Source organism: Shewanella sp. 125m-1 (assembly GCF_052977065.1).
Genome location: NZ_JBRILT010000002.1, coordinates 54,591 through 72,475 on the forward strand (window position 1 = coordinate 54,591; position 17,885 = coordinate 72,475).

Consider the following 17,885-nt stretch of genomic DNA (forward strand, 5'->3'; position numbering starts at 1 on the left):
AGATGCTTAATGTCGTAAACAGCAATTACAACTGTAAAACGAGCCGTTAGGTATCAACCTGAAATAACTCGGCTGCTAAATAGCTAAGTAGCTAGGTAAATAAGCACTGAAGTAAACAGTCACTTAAGTAAAAAAGTCACTGAAGTAAAAAGTGCGAAGAAAGTAACTAAACAAAAAAATAAACCAATAATATTCATTTAATTTAAGGGAATAATCATGTCTAAGTTTAACAATTTTTTCGAGAAGCTAGGTTCAGACGCTAAGTTACTGGAGGAGTATAAGCAAGATCCTCAAGGTGTGATGAAGGCCAATGGCCTAGCTGATGATGAAATTCAGGCTGTGATCTCAGGTGATGAAAATAAGCTTAAGGGATTATCTGGCAGTAAAGGTATTCAATCATTTTTGCTTGTTTATGTAGATAAAAAGTAATTATAAAATGAGATTATTCATAGTCTTATTTTCTGTACTAATTCTGTATTTTCCTAATATGAGTTATGGAGAGGGTTTAGACTATGAGCAAGTTCTTGAGGAGTTAGAGAAGAACATAAGTGCTCCATCGCAGAAGTCCGAAAATCTTATTGCTCAATTAATAGGAGAGTGGAACAATTTATCGAGAGAGCAAAAAATTAATGTTTACATCTATCAAGCTGTCTTTCTAACGTATCAGGGAAATTATAATGCATCTGTAGTTAGTTTAAAAAATGCTGAGAAGCTAGCCCCTCGAGATGCATTGCAAAGTAAAATTCATCAATCATTATCAGCTAATTACATCGCTTTAAAGCAGTATTCTGAAGCATTAACGTTGATGGCGGACAGTTTACAACGTATTGATAAATACGATGATATTGAAATTAAGCTCAGCAGCTATGTTCGCTTGGCTAACTTAGCCTTGGTATTAAACGCCTACCAAGATATGAGAGAGTTCGCGGCTAAATCTGCTGAACTAAGTGCTAAAATCAATGATGTCCGTCAACATTGTTTTTCATTGCTGATGCTCGCTGTTGTTGATTTAAAAGAAAATAGGTCAGGCGAAGCGCAACAGGGATTTCTCAGTAGTCAAATTTATTGTGAAGAAAAAAAGTTCCCACTTATTGGTTTGATGTCACAAAAGGGCTTAGCTTTAGTCGCTCTCCAGAGCGAGGATTATAACAGGGCTAAATATCTGCTAGAGCCAGTATTAAAAGGTTATCAAGAGTTTAATTTTCAAACTGAAATCAATCATGTAAATGCGTTACTTAGTCAAACCTATTTGAGCTTAGGTGATGCCTCCCAGGCGGAAGAGTTTGCTAATAAGGTGATGAGTCTAAGTGATGACCCTAGCCATATTGAATATAAAGCGATTGCCGCAAGAGTATTATCGCAACGCTACGTTGCGTCAAAGCAATATAAGCTTGCTTATGACTATCTAGAATCCCATCAACACTACACCAATTTAATGCTCGATGACACTAAAGCCAAGGCTAATGCTTATCAGATGGCGAAGTTTAAACACCGAGAGCTGGCGCGTGAGATAGCGTTACTTAATCAAGAGCGTGAATTGCTGCAAACTCAGAAAGAGTTAGATCAGTCAGATCGAACCAATAATTTAATGATTGTAACTATGTTGATTGGCAGTATTTTCTTCTTGTCGCTATTCGTTATTTATAGCCACCGACAGAAAATGCGTTATCGTAAACTGGCATTAACCGACAGGCTGACTGGTGTTTATAATCGCGGAGCGGGTCAAGACTTCGCTGAGAATGAGTTCGTGCAGGTCAGTGTGCGCCAGGCTGAGTTTTCCGTAGTGGTATTTGACTTAGATCTGTTTAAAAATATTAACGATAGTTACGGCCACGGGACAGGAGACTGGACCTTAAAACATGTGGTGTCTGCGGTAAAACCCCTTATCCGTGACAGTGATATTTTTACTCGCATGGGCGGAGAAGAGTTTGCGCTATTTTTACCTTACTCAAATGAAACTGTCGCATTGGGGATAGCAGAGCGCTGTAAAGAGGCTATTGCCGCGATTGATACTAAATACTCTGGGCATGCATTTAACATTAGCGCCAGTTTTGGTGTTGCGGGTAATACTGTTGAAGATCTCAGCTTAGATCCTCTATTAAAACGTGCAGATATAGCCCTGTATGCATCTAAGCACTCTGGTCGTAATAGGGTGACATTATATACTGCTGAACTTGAAAGTGAGGCGCTGACGGATGAAGCTAATAACCCTCTTGTATTTAGCTAATCTGAATTTATGATTGGCTTATAGGCTGGTATAAACTAAGTTGCTTCTTTTTACGGAGAGGGAGAGTCAAAGACTCTTCCTCTAGGTTTAACTCTACTCCAGAGTTAGTTACTGTCTCGAGTTAGCTCTGCTCTAGCTTTAACTCTACATTTAGCTCTACTCTACCGTTAATTAACTCTTAGCTTACGTTAGCTTACGTTAGCTTACGTTAGCTTACGTTAGCTTACGTTAGCTTACGTTAGCTTACGTTAGCTTACGTTAGGTAATGAGGGTGTAACATACTTTATTTCTCTGGTTTCACTTCAACTCACAACGATTAATCTAAGATCAACATGACTTAAGTGTATCGCTTCAGTATTGAGCTTAGTTACTCGCATTGAGTTTAGCTATTGGGTTTCTATTTAAGCTTGTTTTCTCTGTCCCTGTCTCGGCAACTGCTGCGTCGCGTTTAGCTCAACGTCGAGAATTTAATCTTATCGTGCTTATTTAAATTAACCATATAACGACAACATAGCTCCATGAGTAATTAATCCCCCATGAGTACTTAGTCCAAGTACTTTGATTTAGTACTTTGATTTAGTGCTTAGTTCGTGGCTTAACGTCACGAATTAACTTAGTTTTTTGCCACGTAATGAACTTTTTTGCATTTAAACCAATGTTTTTCTCAATGTTAGTCAATATTTATCGAGTCATAATTTGCGTTAGCTGCAGCCCAGTCAGCTTCCGTAAACGTTAACGTTAGATTTAAACGGTTGTTTAAATTGTGGTGGTGGTTATCTGCTTATATATCATTGTTTTAAAAAGGTTTGCATTTGTGTATCGCTGTGTGAGAGTAAACGCTAGCTTAAATCTGCAGTCTGCAGGTATTGATGTTTGAGTGTAAAAAAAGTGTTACGTAGTGAAACTTTGTAACGGATTTACTTTTAGTTTGTTGCCTTGGTCAATTTGTCTTACAACTTGTTCAGTTTATCATGGAATTGATTTTAAAATATTCATAACTAATTGCCTTAAAAGGATTTAATCGGTTTGCGGTGTGCGTCTTTGAGTCTTTTAATTATGGGCTGTAGGCTTGAGTAAAGGACTTGTGTGACCGGGTGTCAGCTTGCAACTTGTACGCTTAGTCAGTAGGTTTTGTGGTAAATCAACATATGCTTAAGCATTTAAAGCATTGCATGCTGCTTAGTTTGACTGACAGGGCCGGACTGGACTGACTGCTCTGAACTGACTGCTCTGAACTGCCATGGAGTGACAGCCTCGAACTGAATGCTCTGGACTGACAGGCTTTAGCAGAAACTGCGAGGCGGGAAGCAAAATGCGATTAAAAATGCGTTTAGATGTTGCTACAGAAATATGAGTACAGTTTTAGGAGATGAAAGATGACAGAGCAACTTACAGCAGCGCAAACGAAATCAGAAACGACATCGTCGACTCAGGAGTTGTTGATTAACGGTAGAACTGTCGCAGGGCAAGAAACAGTGTTAACAGAGGGCTCGCTGTGTTTACTTAAAGCCTTATGTAAGCAATTTGCACCAGAGGTCCCTGAACTGCTTGCTCGCAGAAAGCACAAGCAAAAGCATATCGATCTAGGCGAGCTGCCAGATTTTTTAGAGCAGACTCGAGCGATCCGTCAAGGACATTGGCAGATCAGAGGCATTCCTGCCGACTTACAAGATCGGCGGGTTGAGATCACCGGCCCTGTTGAAAGAAAATTGGTCATTAATGCACTTAATGCAAACGCTAAAGTATTCATGGCTGACTTTGAAGACTCACTTGCTCCAAGCTGGGAAAAAGTGGTGCAAGGACAAATAAACCTGCGTGATGCGGTTAACGGGGATATTAGTTATACCGCAGCTGAGACGGGTAAACATTACTCATTAAATGAAGATCCCGCCGTGCTTATTTGTCGAGTACGCGGTTTACATATGCAAGAAAAGCACGTGCAGTTTGCGGGGAGCGCCATTCCTGCTGCGCTGTTCGATTTTTGTATCTATTTTTACAATAACTATCGTGCTTTATTAAGAAAGGGCAGTGGGCCTTACTTTTATATTCCTAAACTTGAAAGTCATCTGGAGGCTAGATGGTGGGCTAACGTGTTTACATTTGTTGAAGAGCGCTTTTGCCTTCAGCCAGGCACGATTAAGTGCACCTGTTTAATTGAAACCTTGCCTGCTGTATTTGAAATGGATGAGATCCTATATGAACTTCGTTCAAATATCGTCGCATTAAATTGTGGTCGTTGGGATTATATCTTTAGCTACATTAAAACCTTAAATAATCATAGTGATCGTATACTACCAGATAGACAGTCGGTCACCATGGACAAGCCATTCCTAAGTGCTTATTCGCGTTTGTTGATAAAGACCTGTCATAAACGTGGAGCGTTAGCTATGGGCGGTATGGCGGCCTATATTCCTGCCAAGGATACTGAATTAAATCAACAAGTATTAGCAAAAGTGAAGCAAGATAAGCAACTTGAGGCACGTAATGGTCATGACGGTACTTGGGTTGCACATCCAGGACTTGCAGATACTGCAATGGCTATTTTTAATGAATATATAGGCGAAGATCACGTCAATCAGCTCCATATTACACGCGATGTCGATGCGCCAATCCATGCCCGTGAATTACTTATGCCTGCAACGGGGGAGCGGACTGAAGCGGGTATGCGTCTTAACATCCGTATCGCACTACAATACATAGAATCCTGGATTAACGGTAATGGCTGCGTTCCTATCTATGGGTTAATGGAGGACGCTGCCACGGCAGAGGTTTCTCGTACCTCCATTTGGCAATGGATAAAGCATCAGCAGCCGCTTAGCTCTGGCGTTATTGTTACCAAAGGTTTATTCCAAACAATGTTGGTAGAGGAGTTAGCTCATGTCAAAGAAGAGGTTGGCCCAGAGCGCTTTACTCAGGGAAGTTATACTCAAGCCGCTGTATTGCTCGAAACCATCACGACTTCAGATGAACTTGTCGATTTTCTTACCGAACCGGGTTACCAATTACTGACGGCTTAAATTTTATGCGCTAAAGGTTTGGCTACATTTTGTAGCTTGTGTCCCCCGCACTGTATTCCTACGTGCAGTGCGGGTTTTTAAATTATTAACACCACACTTTTCGCTGGTGTTCTGCTTGTGATTGGCGACTCTTCGGAGTCGTTTTTTTTTATTTAAAATCAGTATCGTTTTGTAATAGTGTTGTTGGTTAATGAACTGTAAAGGTTTATTGTTAGTGATTAACGTATAGAATGTAGCAATAGCTTTATAGCTGTTGTGTTAAGCGTAGTGATTGTGCATTAGATATTGCGCATAGTCGCAGTGGATAATGTAGAGTTTCAGGGACGAAATCAGAACAATGCATCACTTGCATGGTTGATGGCTAGTCGTCATAAGATGAGAGTAACTTGAAAGCAACTCATAGAGAAAATAGTCGATTTAATGGCGTTGAATATTGGACTAATCGTATTAGTGACCAAGAGATGCCTGCGCTTTGCTCTACGGTGAAAACTCTCGAAAAACTAGCAAAAGACGATGTGTCTTCTTTGTCGATTCTGGGTAAAAGTGTTATGCATGATAATGCATTGACCTCCAGAATTTTGCGAGTAGCAAATAGCGTGACCTACAGTAAAGGGATTAGCCAGGTTACCACTGTTAGTCGTGCCGCTGTGGTACTGGGTTTTGATACGATAAAGAACATCTGTATTACTGCTAAATTACTCAGTAGTTTGTTAGAGGCTGAAGGGCTTACTGAGGGCGTTTACAACAGAATGCTGAAGCTAATGGCACAAGCATTTCAAGCTGCAATGTTAACCAAAATGTTACTCAAAGACTATGATGAAGAGCTGCAAGAGGAGGTTTTTATTGCCTCTTTGCTTTATCACTTAGGAGAAAGTGCTTTTTGGAGTACGGGCTGCGCAGAAACCTTAGTGCTTGATAATAAGCTTAACCATTGTGATTCTATGCAAGAGATGAATAAAGCCACGCGTGAAGTGCTCGGCGCTACTTTTGAGCAATTATCTTTAGGGCTTGCACGGAGCTGGGGCTTAGGTCGTTTACTGATAAAATCACTGAGTCAGCCCGATGAGCGAACTCCAGAAATCCGCAGTATTTTTCTTGCTAATAAGCTAAGCGAAATATTGTGTCAGAGTCAGCCATCGATGGCTGAGCTATCGAATCGATTAAAGCAAACTGCTGATATGTTAGGTCTAGAGCTTGATGAGCTTAAAGGGCGGATCATACGCTGTCATAAGGCGACCAAAAGCATGGCTGATGCTTATGGCGCGCGGATTTTGGTTGAGCACTTACCTGATCCAACTTACTTATCTGGAGAATTAGAACATACTGAGCCAACAGTTGTTATTTATGCGGCTGATGCAAACAGACAGTTGCAGTGTTTGCGTGAATTGACTCAGTGCGCGTTAAATAAACAAGATTTCAATCAAGTACTTTCCATCGCATTAAAAGGGATCTTAACCGGAGTGGGTGTTGATCGCTGCTGTGTGTTGTTGTTAACACCTAACCGAAAAAATTTAGTGCCTAGAATGGTTTATGGTGAAGGCAGTGAACAAATGAAAGCCTCATTTACGATTGCTTTGAACAGTACAAAAAGCGTATTTCAAGATTGTATTTCTTTAAAGAAGGCACTGTATATTGATAATCCAAGATCGCCTAAATGGCGTTTATTTATGGATGGTGACATTTCAGCGATAACGGCAGCAACGGGATTTATGCTCGCTCCTCTTATAATGGACCATACAGCGATAGGTCTGGTCTATGCAGACAGAGACAGTTCTGGTCGGCGTTTATCCCAAGATGATTTTACAAGTTTTAGCCATTTGGTTGATATGGCGAATGTCTGTTTCTCTGCCTCGATTAAATAACGGGGATTAAGTAATAGAGATGAAATAACTCATATGGGAGCTCTTACAGGGAACGCATGTTTTTAAGTCATTGATATGAAAGGCTTATAATCCAAATTATGGATTAGGGTTTCAAGTTGATAAAAGCGCTGCTTTGCAGCGCTTTTTCTGTTTTAGCTGGTGTTCGGTTTGTCATCTGTTGCTATTTTTTTGCGGTCTTTATCTGTTGAGTAATCGATTTTGCTATGGCGTTAGGGATAGGGAAACTTAAGTGATACTGAGCTATTTTCCAACCTTTGGTTGTCTTGATTAAGGTTCCGGTTCCACGACTCACGCCGTAAGAGGGGTTAGATAATATTTCGTCAAACCAGATGACATCACCGTGCTGGGTCATCTTTCTACTGGTTAAATCGTAACGCCAGCCTTTTGTTGGCCTGGCATATTGTTCAAACTCGGCCTTATCCCAATGTTCATTGACATCTGTACCGATAAAAATGCCTTTATCATCATAAAGGGCAAAGTAATTATCCCAATCGGCGGTCGCAGAGTATTGGTTTAAGGCATCTAAAACCATGGTTGCTTGTTGCTTATCGCTTTGTGCTGTGTCAATGGCGAGTGCATTGCTTGAAATGGAACTTGAGAGTAACAATAAAATACCTATTGTTTTCGAGGCACTGAGATTGAACATATCTATCCTTGTGATTATGTAGAGTGTTACTGACCTTCACTCTATAACGGTTTTAATTCCAATTGACGGGATCAAGTTGATAAAAGGAACTCAACTCTTGATACAGTGCAGGATGCTGATTGATAAACTCATGGGGTTGTTCGAAAAACACTTCCGTTACAACGGCAAAAAACTCTGCAGGATTCGTTGCGCCATAGTAGCTAAATAATGAAAGTTCACCGTGTACAGAGGCATCGACTAAGGTTTGATACTCTTGCATTAGCACTTTAGACCAAGAAGCGTAGTCTGCAATATTTTTTAACACAGGAGCGCCATTTGCGCGGCCATCTTCTTGATCTAACTGATGGGCAAACTCATGGAACACCACATTACTGCCATCATCAGGCACCGCAGCGTCGTGCTTAGTTGTTTGCCAAGATAATACCACTCGACCATGTTGCCATGATTCACCCGCTAAGACGCGTTTCTGGGCAGAAACGACTCCTGCACCGTGTTGTTGCTGGTTTTCGACAATAAACGCCGAAGGATAAATCAGGATCTCTTTTAACCTCGGATAAAAGTCAGTTTTTCTATTGAGTAATAGTAAGCAAGCTTGTGCGGCTACAGTGACGCGAATGTCATCGTTGATTTTCAGACCGTCGCATCCGACAAAATGCTTTTCAGCGATAAAGACCTGAATGTGTTTTTTAAGCTGTAGTTGCAGATCCGTGGGTAAGACTCTGAAGAACGGAGTACGCCGTTTTAAGATCTCACGCCACTCATGGGGAAAGGGCTGTTGGTTAATCCGCTTGCGTCTTTGACGAGCGCGCCATGGCGCACTAGCAATCCATACAATTGCACTACCACTGATAAGTAAGATAAGAAAAATCGCTAACATAGAATTCCTTTCTATTGAGGTTTGTTTGCTTACTGATGATATATGGCCATAACGAGTAAGATTCAACCAAGCAGTGTTACTGATTCGTTTTATTCGATGATTTTAGACTTGAGATTGAAAGTAAGAATTTTTTGGATTGAAAAATGCTGGCAGCGCAATACTTCAGAATTGTCGGTCTACTGCCAGCTAAGGGAAGGGAGTTATACTGATTGGCATTATTCAACGATAATGCTTTTTTCCTTTTGCTTTCTTTGCTCTGGGCTTAAGTTAAAATGATGTTCAATTAAGAAGCGAATTAACTTTGACTTTGCTACATCGCAATCATCGGCCAGCGTCGCTAAGTGAGCAATGGCTGACTCAGTTAAAGTGAAGGTTGCCTTTCTTACGGGGCTATTTCCCTTCTTTACAGTTAAAACGGCTTCGGCTTGCTGACTAGTGACTAAATTGGTTCTGAACTCAGGCTGAAATCGTAGCTTCTTTCGTTCTAACTCTATGACTTTACTTGAGTTGGTGGCAAGTACTTCTTGGCCAGAAGCGTAACGACTCGCATCGTTAATAAAGTCATCAATTAGATCATCGAGTGCTAGCTGCCTCGTTTGGATCTGCCTATGGGTTGAACTAGACGGCGTAGAGTTTTTCTTGAGATCTGCCAGACCCATAATTACCTCTCATCTTGATCATGTGTTTTTCAGCAAGGCGGTTGCGAATTTCTGTTGCATTATTGACTTGCAGCATTTCACAGGCAATACCTCTAATTTCACCTGCGGCTTTGCCTTTAGGTTCAATTTCGAGCACGGATAGACCTGACTCTTCGCTGTCGTCATAGATATTTCGGCTATAGGTAATCGCATCTAACACATTAATGTCATATGTCTTACATACTTCTTTAGCTTCAAAGATTCGATTGGCTTGGTTAGGCAAGCTTGGGCATTGAGTGATAACAAATGTGGCGCGCATCTTGGGGTTTATCATCATACACGTTGCGACAATATCATCCATGTGGCTGACCGTTTTCAGATCTCGGCGTTTAGGGCGAAGGGGCATCAGTACGTGCGAAGCAACCGACATTGTTGCACGCAATGCTAAATTGTCCTGACCACCACAATCGACTATTACATAATCATAATGTTGCTCTAAGCTAAGAAGATCATTACGAATTTTTCCGTAAAGCTGCACACAGTTGATGCTGGGTAAGTCGGGGTTGTTATTGCGAGCATGGATCCAATCTGATGTCGTACGCTGAGGGTCGCAATCAACCATAATTACTGAGGCTTGGCATTCTGCTGTTAGAAATACAGCGACATTCTGGGCTAGGCAACTTTTACCACTACCACCTTTTTCGCCACCGACGAGTATGATCATATTGTTTTCCTCTTGTACGCGGTTAATGTGTTGTTATTATTTTGAGAATGAAGGTCAGTAACAGTTTGCGTACTGGTGAGGCGGATTTGTTAATGACTGTAATCCATCTCATCTTTCTGTCACCGTAAGCTTAATCTAGGTTGATCTATTTGCTTCGTCAACAGCATGATTTTTGACGTTTTTTATAGAAATTGTCCGCCGATGTTTTTTTGACGTTATTGTTGGTTTTGTTGGTTTTTTGGCGCAGGGTTAAAAGTGTTGCCGTAAGTGGTTATTTGTTAATTTAATTAGTTGCTTAGCTCGTTCGGGGTGATATCTAGTCAGTTTTGGCGCATAAGTATTGAGCTATTTTTCAGTGTAAACGGCTCATTAAACGGTTTTGTTATTCCGGTTGGTTATATGGGTAATCCTTTGTATCGCGAAAGGATATAACAAAGTGTCGATCTGTTTTGTGGTAAATTTACCCAGGGTTCCAGTTGTCGTCTTTATTAGGGCTGTATTTGCCATAAATTTTGATAGAATGTGGCGTTATAACAAGTTTTGATTTAATAATACTTTGATTTAATAATACTTTGAGTTGAGGAGAACGGTGATGGATGAAAAACTTCTGCTTGAAGCCATTACTCAAAACATGCCTTTTGGTAAATATGCTGGCAGACGCTTACTCGAACTGCCAGAGCCTTACTTAGTGTGGTTTACTATAAAATAACAACATTCCTCTAGTTTTTGAGGTGAAAATGGTTGAAACCCCTTCCGGTAAAACAAGAGAGTGCACCTTTGGTGCATACTTCAAAATATAAAATCTTTTACTACTTAACGTAATCGACCCCTTCAGTAATTTGGATAGTACATGAGATATCAAACGGTCGGTCATACTGCTAAGTATGACTTATATATAAATGAAATAAATTCTAATAAAAAAAGAAAAGATTTTACTAGTAAAGGGGTTGCCGATTTAAAATTCAATCGCTTCAAGTGTTTAGAGTGTTGTCATGCATGTTCTAGGTGATAGATTTACGGGTTTTTTGTATTGGTTAGGTGACAGTTTTACGGCTAACTTTTCTTTTCGAGGTGACAAGTATACGGCTTTTGGATATTCTTTGAAAAAAGAACGTATTTATCATGCAAAAAAATATATCAAAGTTATCATCAAACGATAAGATCCAAATTAGTAACAAAATTATTGAGTCTCTTTTTACCCATTTATCTCCGGACTCCATTTCAGCTAACGCATGGAAGTTTGTTTTTTGCTCTATTGCAGCATTTCAAAAAACAGAGCATTGCAGACAATTTATGTCTGATATCTGGAATCAATTCGAGTTCACAAACAATAATGATGTGATAGCTGGAGTAAAGCACGATTTTGAAACCGCAAGATTTCGTCAGGTAACACTGCGGATGCAGGATATTGCTAATGTAAGCTCTTGTATGAAGAAGAAAGAGTTAGATAATAGCAAGATAAGTTCAAAAAAATATAAGCGCTCTGATTTAGAAGCTACATGCCGAATAGCTGCTGGTCTTCACATAACAACAAATACAGCGTTAAACAGTCTTGATGAATGGGCAACATATAGAAGCAAAACTTTGTCTGACAAGCATTGTATTTTTGATTCTCCTCTAACAGATTGGTTTCAATGGCACCATGAGCGTGACTCTCACTTTGTCGGTTATATTTTTGATTCAGTAGAAGTTATTAAAGATAAACCATATGTCACCGTTGAGTTTTCAATCGGTTTTCTGCAAGCGCTATTTTCTATAGGTAGGTATACCAAACTCGATTTGATGCATTTATCGAGCTTTAAGTCGCTTGCAGGGCTGCGTTTGTATCAGTGCTTAGTAGAGCGTAAAGCCAAAATAAGAGATAAAAGTGTGACAATTAACCATGGGGTAAATTGGTGGAGGGGGTTCTTAGGGGTCGCTGATACAGTGCAGGCTACAGTAACAACAGATAAAGTTCAGCCTCAAATCGGAAAAAGAACTAGCTGGGCATTGTCACTTCTTGATGGTGATAAGATTATTAATGACTTCAAAGTCTTTGGCTTGCTTTGTGAAAATATGAGCATTACACAGAAGCAGATTATGGCTGATAGCATTGTTCTTATTGATAAGAAAATTGGTTGCATGAATAGAACATCAACTAGCAGAGTATATTCAATTTTAATTGAGCAGCGTGAAGGTCAATATCAAGAATTCAAAAAGCTAAATCAAAATGTGCTTCAAAAAGCGATTAAAGAGGTCGTTGCATATTGCTCAATTAATCTCAGCGAAGAAAACTTTGAAAGTGCGTCTATTATTGCTGTAAAAAAGCATAAGATAAAATCAGTTAGATGTGCTTCTAAGCGTAAAAAAGGTGCCACTACTGCGACCTCTTTTTGGATAAAATTTGAGATAGAATGATAAGCCTTGTAGTGGATGAGTAGAACTAGCCACTAGTTTATGGGTGATTTGAATAACTTCCCTTAGCAGCAGTGGTTATCCATGCTCTCTAAATCACCATGGGTCGTAACAAACTTTTTTCAACAATGGTTTAGGGCGATCACTCTAAACCGCTTATACCTCTTTATTATTAGGCAGAGTAAATAATCATTAACAATCTATTCATTTAGATTTCTCCTACTAAAAGTTATCCGGTTTTAGTAGATATAAGCCCTGAAAATTCAGGGCTAGTCATAATTAGCTCATCTCGGGCTTGTTATTGTGCGGACCAAGAAATCGATCACCATTGAAATGAACCATATGGTCTGGATTATCAGCAATCCAAACTTCAGTCTCCCACGCAATATCAGCAGCGTTTTTCCTAAACTCAGCTCTATGAGGAAAAGCGGTGACATAAACACGCCCAACAGTACACCCCTTAAGAGCTTCTTCTAATTCAATCCATCGTTTGGGGCTTACCGGTCCGTGACTTGTTACTGCTTCAATTAAAAACAGCCATTGACGTTTTTCATCATAAACAACAACGTCTGGTAGTTTATCGTGAGACATAGGGGGGACATTAAGCGACTCTAGGTACTCAGTTTCTAGCACCATATGTTTACCACCTTCGTCACGGCTACTTGCTGTATCACCGATATAAAGAACTTTACCACCTTCACCAACAAATCTAGGGCAAAACTCATGAACAATATCTGCGTGAAGTTGGTTGTGAGCACCAGGAGATAGTTTTATCCCACTACCATCAGGTAAAAGAACTGGAATCTTTTCTTTATTGATAGTTCGTTCATACATAGCTTGTAGACTAGGGACTTCATCAAGGAATTTTTGAACCAACTCTTTCCAATTTCCATTAGGGTAAGCGTGTAGAATATCAATGATAGACTTATTCAATGAGTAATTGTTGTCCTTGCTATTTGTAGCTCTAGCTGGGTTATCTCGGTTTCTATCAAGGATCTGAGCTTGGTCAAATTGGTGTAACGTTTGTCTTCTAATCGTTTCACGAGAATTTGGTTTGTAATCTTTATCATACTCTGAGCGAATAAAATCCATAATATTAACGGTCGGTAGAAGTGGGGCAGTTGCTACACTCCAATCGTCATTTGGTCTCACGTTCGCAAGAGCCAGAAAGACCCAAGCCGATCTATCATTGTATTGCTGCTGTGGTAAACCTAAAGCTTTTAGAATCTCTTTAGCTTGTTCTAGTTTTTTGTCTCTCATTTTCTTGATTTATCAGCCATAAAACTAACAGGTCCCACAATGTAACTTATGTGCAGGTTTTTTTCTTCCTTTTGTGCAGGTTTTTTGCAATACTTCTCAACCAATAAATTACTGTATAAATGATCAAGTATGACAAAATTGGCTCAAAACATTCCCCTTAATCTGAACGACATTGCAGATGTAAATCGAGTTGAAGCAAATGGAAAACTCGATGAAAAAATGAGAGGTAAGTTAGGACAGTTTATGTCTTCTTCTTCCGTATCTATGCTTCTTGCTGATATGTTTGAAAGTGTTGAAGGTGAACATCGTCTATTAGATGCAGGTGCAGGTATTGGCTCGTTAACGGCTGCTTTTGTAGAACGAGTTAAAGGTAACGCTACAAGTATTGAGTCTACTTGTTTTGAGCTATCAAGCGTAATGAATCATTACTTGGCTGATACTTTAGGGCAATGTTCAAATACTTGTGAAGTGAATAACGTTCAATGGAGTCAAACTGTAGTTGAAGAAGATTTTATTCAGCATTCTGTTCAAACGCTTCTTAGTGAGGGGTTCACTCCGAGCTACAACAAAGCGATTTTAAACCCACCTTATTTAAAAATCGCGGCTAAAGGCGAAGAGCGTAAAGCTCTAAGGCAAGTCAATTTTGAAACAGGTAATTTATACTCAGCATTTGTAGGACTAGCGATTAAGTTACTCGAAGATGGTGGCGAGCTTGTCGCGATCACACCACGATCATTCTGTAACGGCCCTTACTTCAATGACTTCCGAAAGTTGCTACTAGATGCTTGCTCGATAAACAAAATACATGTTTTTAATAGTCGAAAATCAGCATTTAAAGCAGATAAAGTTCTTCAAGAGAATGTTGTGTATCACTTAACGAAAGGCGAACCACAACGAGACACTGTAATTATCAGTTCTAGCTCTTGTGCAGAAGATCCTAATCCATTTGCTTATGAAGTGCCTTTTGACAAAGTAGTAAGTGAAAACAATCCTGAAAGATTTATTCACATTATCACAGATGAAGAAGAACAGAATGTAGCGACTAGAGCAGGCGGTTTACCGTGTTCACTTGAAGATCTTGGTATTCAGGCGAGTACAGGTAAAGTTGTAGACTTCCGAACTAGAGAAAATTTAAGCACTGACTTTATTGGTGGTTCAGTTCCTTTGATTTATCCTCAAAACCTACAAAAATGCGCGATTAAATGGCCAGTTGAAAATGCTAAAAAGCCGAATGCATTACTGAACAATGAAAGCACAGCTAACCTGATGGTTCAGAATGGTACTTATGTTCTCACACGCAGATTAACAGCAAAAGAAGAGAAACGCAGAATAGTAGCTTCAATCTATACGGCTGATGTAGCAGACGTTGAAGTCGTAGGTTTTGAAAACAAAACTAACTACTTTCACGCACTAGGCCAACCATTGCATGATGGTCTTGCTAAAGGTCTTTGGGTATTTTTGAATAGCTCGCTAGTAGATAAGTATTTCCGTCAAATGAACGGTCATACCCAAGTAAACGCTACAGATTTGAGAACATTACGTTACCCAACCAGAGAACAACTTATTGACATGGGTAAAGCTGTAGATTTTGAAGAATTTAACCAAGAATGTGTAGATCATATTATTGAACGCTTGCTTTGAATTTTGTGAGTTGTAGATAAATGTCTAATCGGGGGGATTTTGAACACTCATGGCAGGCCATAAACTTAGTTACAGTCTCGGATTGCCATTTAGCCTGTGTTCTTAGTTATCCCGAACTTATAGTTTTAAAGACTAATCTAGTGGCCAACTTTTGTGTGCCACTAGGTTAGTAATAATGTGAACAGTAAAATTTAGATCCTAAACACTAACCAATTTTTGTCCAAAAATAAGCTAGGCAAGATCTAATGTAGCGGTCAGTTTTAGTTTGCCACTACAGGTTTATCCTCAAGGTTTAGGGGGATAGTTGTTTATCAGCAAATCTGCGAGGGTTTTGCTGGTTTTACGTGCTAACTCTTGAATATGTTTATTAAGACATTTGATACTTGATGGAGAATACGGTTTCTCTTTTGCAGTCTCTTGTAATTTTAAAATTAACAATTGATGTTCGGTCACTCTAATAACCCACCGATAATCTTTACTTTCGATAATTGTATCGGTTGGTATTAACCCTGCGTATTTAGCATTTTCAATTACCTGCTTGATAACTGCTTGCTTAACATAAAGGCTGTCTAAATATAGTGCATCGGCAATACTTTTATCCTCTGTGCTTTGGACTATATGGTCCCATTTTTTATGTATTGATTTATCCATGTTTAACATTCGTTTAAGGTGAACTTTTGCTTTGCTTTTGTTTTTAATTGCATAGAAAGTTTCGGCATAGTGATTAATTCATCTAGCTTTCTCTCTAACTCCTGCTTTATTGATTCGATCCACTCTTCTCTTTCGCTATCTGGTGCAGCGATAAAGATTTGTGTTAGCCATTGTTCAATGTGTTGTTGAATAGATTCATGTAACTTATCTTGCAGCTGATATTTTTGACGAGCGAGTTCAGAGTCGAAAAAAAGCTCCATTTTGCCATCAAGTTGATTTATGCATGCATAAAATTCTTTCAGTGTTGTGTGAGTCGCTTTTGCTTTGTAGTTTGGCGGTAATAAGTTTGCGAAGTGATGGTGCATTGTTTCAAAGTAATTACGCTGGAAATCGTGCAGTGTTTTTTTGTTAAACATGTCCCGAGCATTGAGTTTAGATTCACCTGAGATCGAATATTGAATTGGTACTATCGTGAAATGAATATGCGGAGACGTTTCATCCCTATGCAATACAGCGTTAACTAAGTTGTCACCAAATGTGCTAATAAGCCAACGTTTCGAAGCTATAGCAAAATTTTTTAGCGTCTGGAGTTGGTCTTCTTTTGTACCCGTATTAAATAAATCAGGACTTAATGTTAACACTCCATCCATTGCCAGCACGGCATTCTTCCGTGGTTGTTTGGTTAATATTCCGAGCCTTTTTTTAACATCATTCACTAAATTTGATGATCCAATTAGTGTCCGGTTTAACTGTACACGCGATTTTTCTGCATTTGGTGTTAATGCATGATGGCGATATTGATGAGCGCCAGCATTGCGTATGTTTGCAAAATGTTTGTGTTTCTGAAACCGTAATATAGTTGTACTCATGATGCTTTATTTAAAGCATACAAAAAGTATATGCATTTTCAAAGTTCATATACGAACAAACTACGTTTGTATACTCACTATACAATTTTGCAAATTGTGCGAGTCTGGCGGAGCCTGAAAAGAAAAATCAAAGGCGCTCAGCAGGACGAAAAAACAAGAGCGCTTAGCATGGGGATCCCCCCATACGGGCTAAATCAAAAGCCGATTTTGACGTATCAAAAAGGGGCTGTGATAGCCCCTTTCTATTAATGTGGTTACACCATTTTTACTGTTTTGACATTAACAGTACGCCCGCGCTATCTCACGCCCGCGTTCAAGGCATTCGATTATCTCATCTCTATGAGACTGATACATCTTGTATGTTAACTGTGGGTACCACTGCAAACAGTCGCGTGCCGCAACAAAATCAATTATATCAATCAGGATAGTGAGATAAATACGTTCACCCTCAAAACTATCATATAACTGTTGAACCTCAATGGCGAACACTGCCAACGCATCAGAGTCCATCGCTTCAATATCTTCAACTGTCAGATCAATTATTTGACTTAAAGTCATATATATATTCATATTCACTCTATTTTAAATTTACTGTTATTTCTCTAAAGCCGATTTGGCTTGCAGTGCTGACAGCTGTATATCGTCTTGAACAACCTCGGATCGGTACTTCTCTGACTCTCTACAATCACGCTCTCGCTCTTTGTTCATCAACTCTGACGCCTTTATCACTGTCGCTACACTTGACCCGCCTGCATCGAACCGCACTTTCGCCTCGGATATTTTCATAATCAATATCCATTTTTGATTTGTCGTTTTTCTATATTGATTCTTTTTTTCTTGGGCGTGTAAAATATTAATAATAATTAATCAATTTAAAATCTGTGTATATACCTTATGTTTCGTATGTATGTGTAGCTTGTTATGGGGTTGTATATGCTTGTGTTGGTTTGTTTTAATTTATAGCCCCCGCTAAGATGAAAGGTAGGGGCTTTTAAAATTAAACTCTAATTATCATTTTGTCGAAGTGAGTTTTGAATGCTTATATATCACAATTGTCA

The 17,885-nt window shown here is 39.4% G+C and carries 15 protein-coding genes and 1 pseudogene; 7 read left to right on the plus strand and 9 right to left on the minus strand.

Annotated elements, in window-relative coordinates; translation table 11 throughout:
* The first annotated feature begins 216 nt into the window (after positions 1-216).
* The 4 genes from ACVBIK_RS01380 (at position 217) to ACVBIK_RS01395 (ending at position 7,106) form a co-directional block, all read left to right on the plus strand.
* Positions 217-429, plus strand: a complete 213-nt coding sequence (locus tag ACVBIK_RS01380; RefSeq protein ID WP_447161173.1) for a hypothetical protein — start codon at positions 217-219, stop codon at positions 427-429.
* Between the two features lie 301 nt (positions 430-730).
* Positions 731-2,227, plus strand: a complete 1,497-nt coding sequence (locus ACVBIK_RS01385; protein ID WP_447168899.1) for a GGDEF domain-containing protein — start codon at positions 731-733, stop codon at positions 2,225-2,227.
* 1,376 nt (positions 2,228-3,603) lie between these two features.
* Positions 3,604-5,244, plus strand: a complete 1,641-nt coding sequence (gene aceB, locus ACVBIK_RS01390) for a malate synthase A (protein WP_447161175.1) — start codon at positions 3,604-3,606, stop codon at positions 5,242-5,244.
* Positions 5,245-5,630: 386 nt separating this feature from the next.
* The gene (locus ACVBIK_RS01395; RefSeq protein ID WP_447168900.1) at positions 5,631-7,106 is read left to right on the plus strand and encodes an HDOD domain-containing protein; all 1,476 of its coding nucleotides are present in this window, start codon (positions 5,631-5,633) and stop codon (positions 7,104-7,106) included.
* Positions 7,107-7,287: 181 nt separating this feature from the next.
* On the opposite strand, the gene ACVBIK_RS01400 is transcribed toward ACVBIK_RS01395, so the two are convergent.
* The 4 genes from ACVBIK_RS01400 to ACVBIK_RS01415 all read right to left on the minus strand — a co-directional run bounded on the left by ACVBIK_RS01400 (position 7,288) and on the right by ACVBIK_RS01415 (position 10,012).
* The gene (locus tag ACVBIK_RS01400; protein WP_447161176.1) at positions 7,288-7,773 is read right to left on the minus strand and encodes a nuclear transport factor 2 family protein; all 486 of its coding nucleotides are present in this window, start codon (positions 7,771-7,773) and stop codon (positions 7,288-7,290) included.
* 52 nt (positions 7,774-7,825) lie between these two features.
* Positions 7,826-8,650: a M90 family metallopeptidase gene (locus ACVBIK_RS01405; protein WP_447161177.1), complete on the minus strand. Its 825-nt coding sequence runs from the start codon at positions 8,648-8,650 to the stop codon at positions 7,826-7,828.
* Positions 8,651-8,865: 215 nt separating this feature from the next.
* On the minus strand, positions 8,866-9,309 hold the full coding sequence (locus ACVBIK_RS01410) for a CopG family transcriptional regulator (RefSeq protein WP_447168901.1): 444 nt from the start codon (positions 9,307-9,309) through the stop codon (positions 8,866-8,868).
* Positions 9,269-10,012: an AAA family ATPase gene (locus ACVBIK_RS01415; RefSeq protein WP_447161179.1), complete on the minus strand. Its 744-nt coding sequence runs from the start codon at positions 10,010-10,012 to the stop codon at positions 9,269-9,271. The genes ACVBIK_RS01410 and ACVBIK_RS01415 overlap by 41 nt, the downstream gene beginning before the upstream one ends.
* 592 nt (positions 10,013-10,604) lie before the next feature.
* On the opposite strand from ACVBIK_RS01415, the pseudogene ACVBIK_RS01420 reads away from it, so the two are divergent.
* Positions 10,605-10,709 (plus strand): annotated as a pseudogene (locus ACVBIK_RS01420) (putative quorum-sensing-regulated virulence factor); the annotation flags it as partial.
* Between the two features lie 425 nt (positions 10,710-11,134).
* Positions 11,135-12,409: a RepB family plasmid replication initiator protein gene (locus ACVBIK_RS01425; protein WP_447168902.1), complete on the plus strand. Its 1,275-nt coding sequence runs from the start codon at positions 11,135-11,137 to the stop codon at positions 12,407-12,409.
* Between the two features lie 276 nt (positions 12,410-12,685).
* On the opposite strand, the gene ACVBIK_RS01430 is transcribed toward ACVBIK_RS01425, so the two are convergent.
* Entirely contained in the window at positions 12,686-13,666 is a 981-nt protein-coding gene (locus ACVBIK_RS01430; RefSeq protein WP_447168903.1) for a BsuBI/PstI family type II restriction endonuclease, read from the minus strand.
* Between the two features lie 129 nt (positions 13,667-13,795).
* On the opposite strand from ACVBIK_RS01430, the gene ACVBIK_RS01435 reads away from it, so the two are divergent.
* On the plus strand, positions 13,796-15,307 hold the full coding sequence (locus tag ACVBIK_RS01435; protein ID WP_447168904.1) for an Eco57I restriction-modification methylase domain-containing protein: 1,512 nt from the start codon (positions 13,796-13,798) through the stop codon (positions 15,305-15,307).
* A gap of 285 nt (positions 15,308-15,592) precedes the next feature.
* Here the strand turns inward: ACVBIK_RS01435 and ACVBIK_RS01440 are convergent, their stop codons facing one another.
* From ACVBIK_RS01440 to ACVBIK_RS01455, 4 genes are all read right to left on the minus strand, one after another.
* Positions 15,593-15,958, minus strand: a complete 366-nt coding sequence (locus ACVBIK_RS01440; RefSeq protein WP_447168905.1) for a hypothetical protein — start codon at positions 15,956-15,958, stop codon at positions 15,593-15,595.
* Positions 15,959-15,960: 2 nt separating this feature from the next.
* On the minus strand, positions 15,961-16,827 hold the full coding sequence (gene mobV, locus ACVBIK_RS01445) for a MobV family relaxase (RefSeq protein ID WP_447168906.1): 867 nt from the start codon (positions 16,825-16,827) through the stop codon (positions 15,961-15,963).
* 279 nt (positions 16,828-17,106) lie between these two features.
* Complete coding sequence (locus ACVBIK_RS01450) at positions 17,107-17,397, minus strand: hypothetical protein (protein ID WP_447168907.1); 291 nt, start codon at positions 17,395-17,397, stop codon at positions 17,107-17,109.
* Between the two features lie 24 nt (positions 17,398-17,421).
* Positions 17,422-17,613 carry a hypothetical protein gene (locus ACVBIK_RS01455; protein ID WP_447168908.1) on the minus strand — a complete coding sequence of 64 codons (192 nt, stop codon included), beginning with the start codon at positions 17,611-17,613 and terminating at the stop codon, positions 17,422-17,424.
* Positions 17,614-17,885 lie beyond the last annotated feature (272 nt).

Excerpts from the sequence above, each read along its gene's own strand:
- ACVBIK_RS01380 (WP_447161173.1), top strand. The coding sequence starts at position 217 with ATGTCTAAGTTTAACAATTTTTTCGAGAAGCTAGGTTCAGACGCTAAG.
- aceB (WP_447161175.1), top strand. The coding sequence starts at position 3,604 with ATGACAGAGCAACTTACAGCAGCGCAAACGAAATCAGAAACGACATCG.
- ACVBIK_RS01400 (WP_447161176.1), bottom strand. The coding sequence starts at position 7,773 with ATGTTCAATCTCAGTGCCTCGAAAACAATAGGTATTTTATTGTTACTC.
- ACVBIK_RS01405 (WP_447161177.1), bottom strand. The coding sequence starts at position 8,650 with ATGTTAGCGATTTTTCTTATCTTACTTATCAGTGGTAGTGCAATTGTA.
- ACVBIK_RS01410 (WP_447168901.1), bottom strand. The coding sequence starts at position 9,309 with ATGGGTCTGGCAGATCTCAAGAAAAACTCTACGCCGTCTAGTTCAACC.
- ACVBIK_RS01415 (WP_447161179.1), bottom strand. The coding sequence starts at position 10,012 with ATGATCATACTCGTCGGTGGCGAAAAAGGTGGTAGTGGTAAAAGTTGC.
- ACVBIK_RS01425 (WP_447168902.1), top strand. The coding sequence starts at position 11,135 with ATGCAAAAAAATATATCAAAGTTATCATCAAACGATAAGATCCAAATT.
- ACVBIK_RS01430 (WP_447168903.1), bottom strand. The coding sequence starts at position 13,666 with ATGAGAGACAAAAAACTAGAACAAGCTAAAGAGATTCTAAAAGCTTTA.
- ACVBIK_RS01435 (WP_447168904.1), top strand. The coding sequence starts at position 13,796 with ATGACAAAATTGGCTCAAAACATTCCCCTTAATCTGAACGACATTGCA.
- ACVBIK_RS01440 (WP_447168905.1), bottom strand. The coding sequence starts at position 15,958 with ATGGATAAATCAATACATAAAAAATGGGACCATATAGTCCAAAGCACA.
- mobV (WP_447168906.1), bottom strand. The coding sequence starts at position 16,827 with ATGAGTACAACTATATTACGGTTTCAGAAACACAAACATTTTGCAAAC.
- ACVBIK_RS01450 (WP_447168907.1), bottom strand. The coding sequence starts at position 17,397 with ATGAATATATATATGACTTTAAGTCAAATAATTGATCTGACAGTTGAA.
- ACVBIK_RS01455 (WP_447168908.1), bottom strand. The coding sequence starts at position 17,613 with ATGAAAATATCCGAGGCGAAAGTGCGGTTCGATGCAGGCGGGTCAAGT.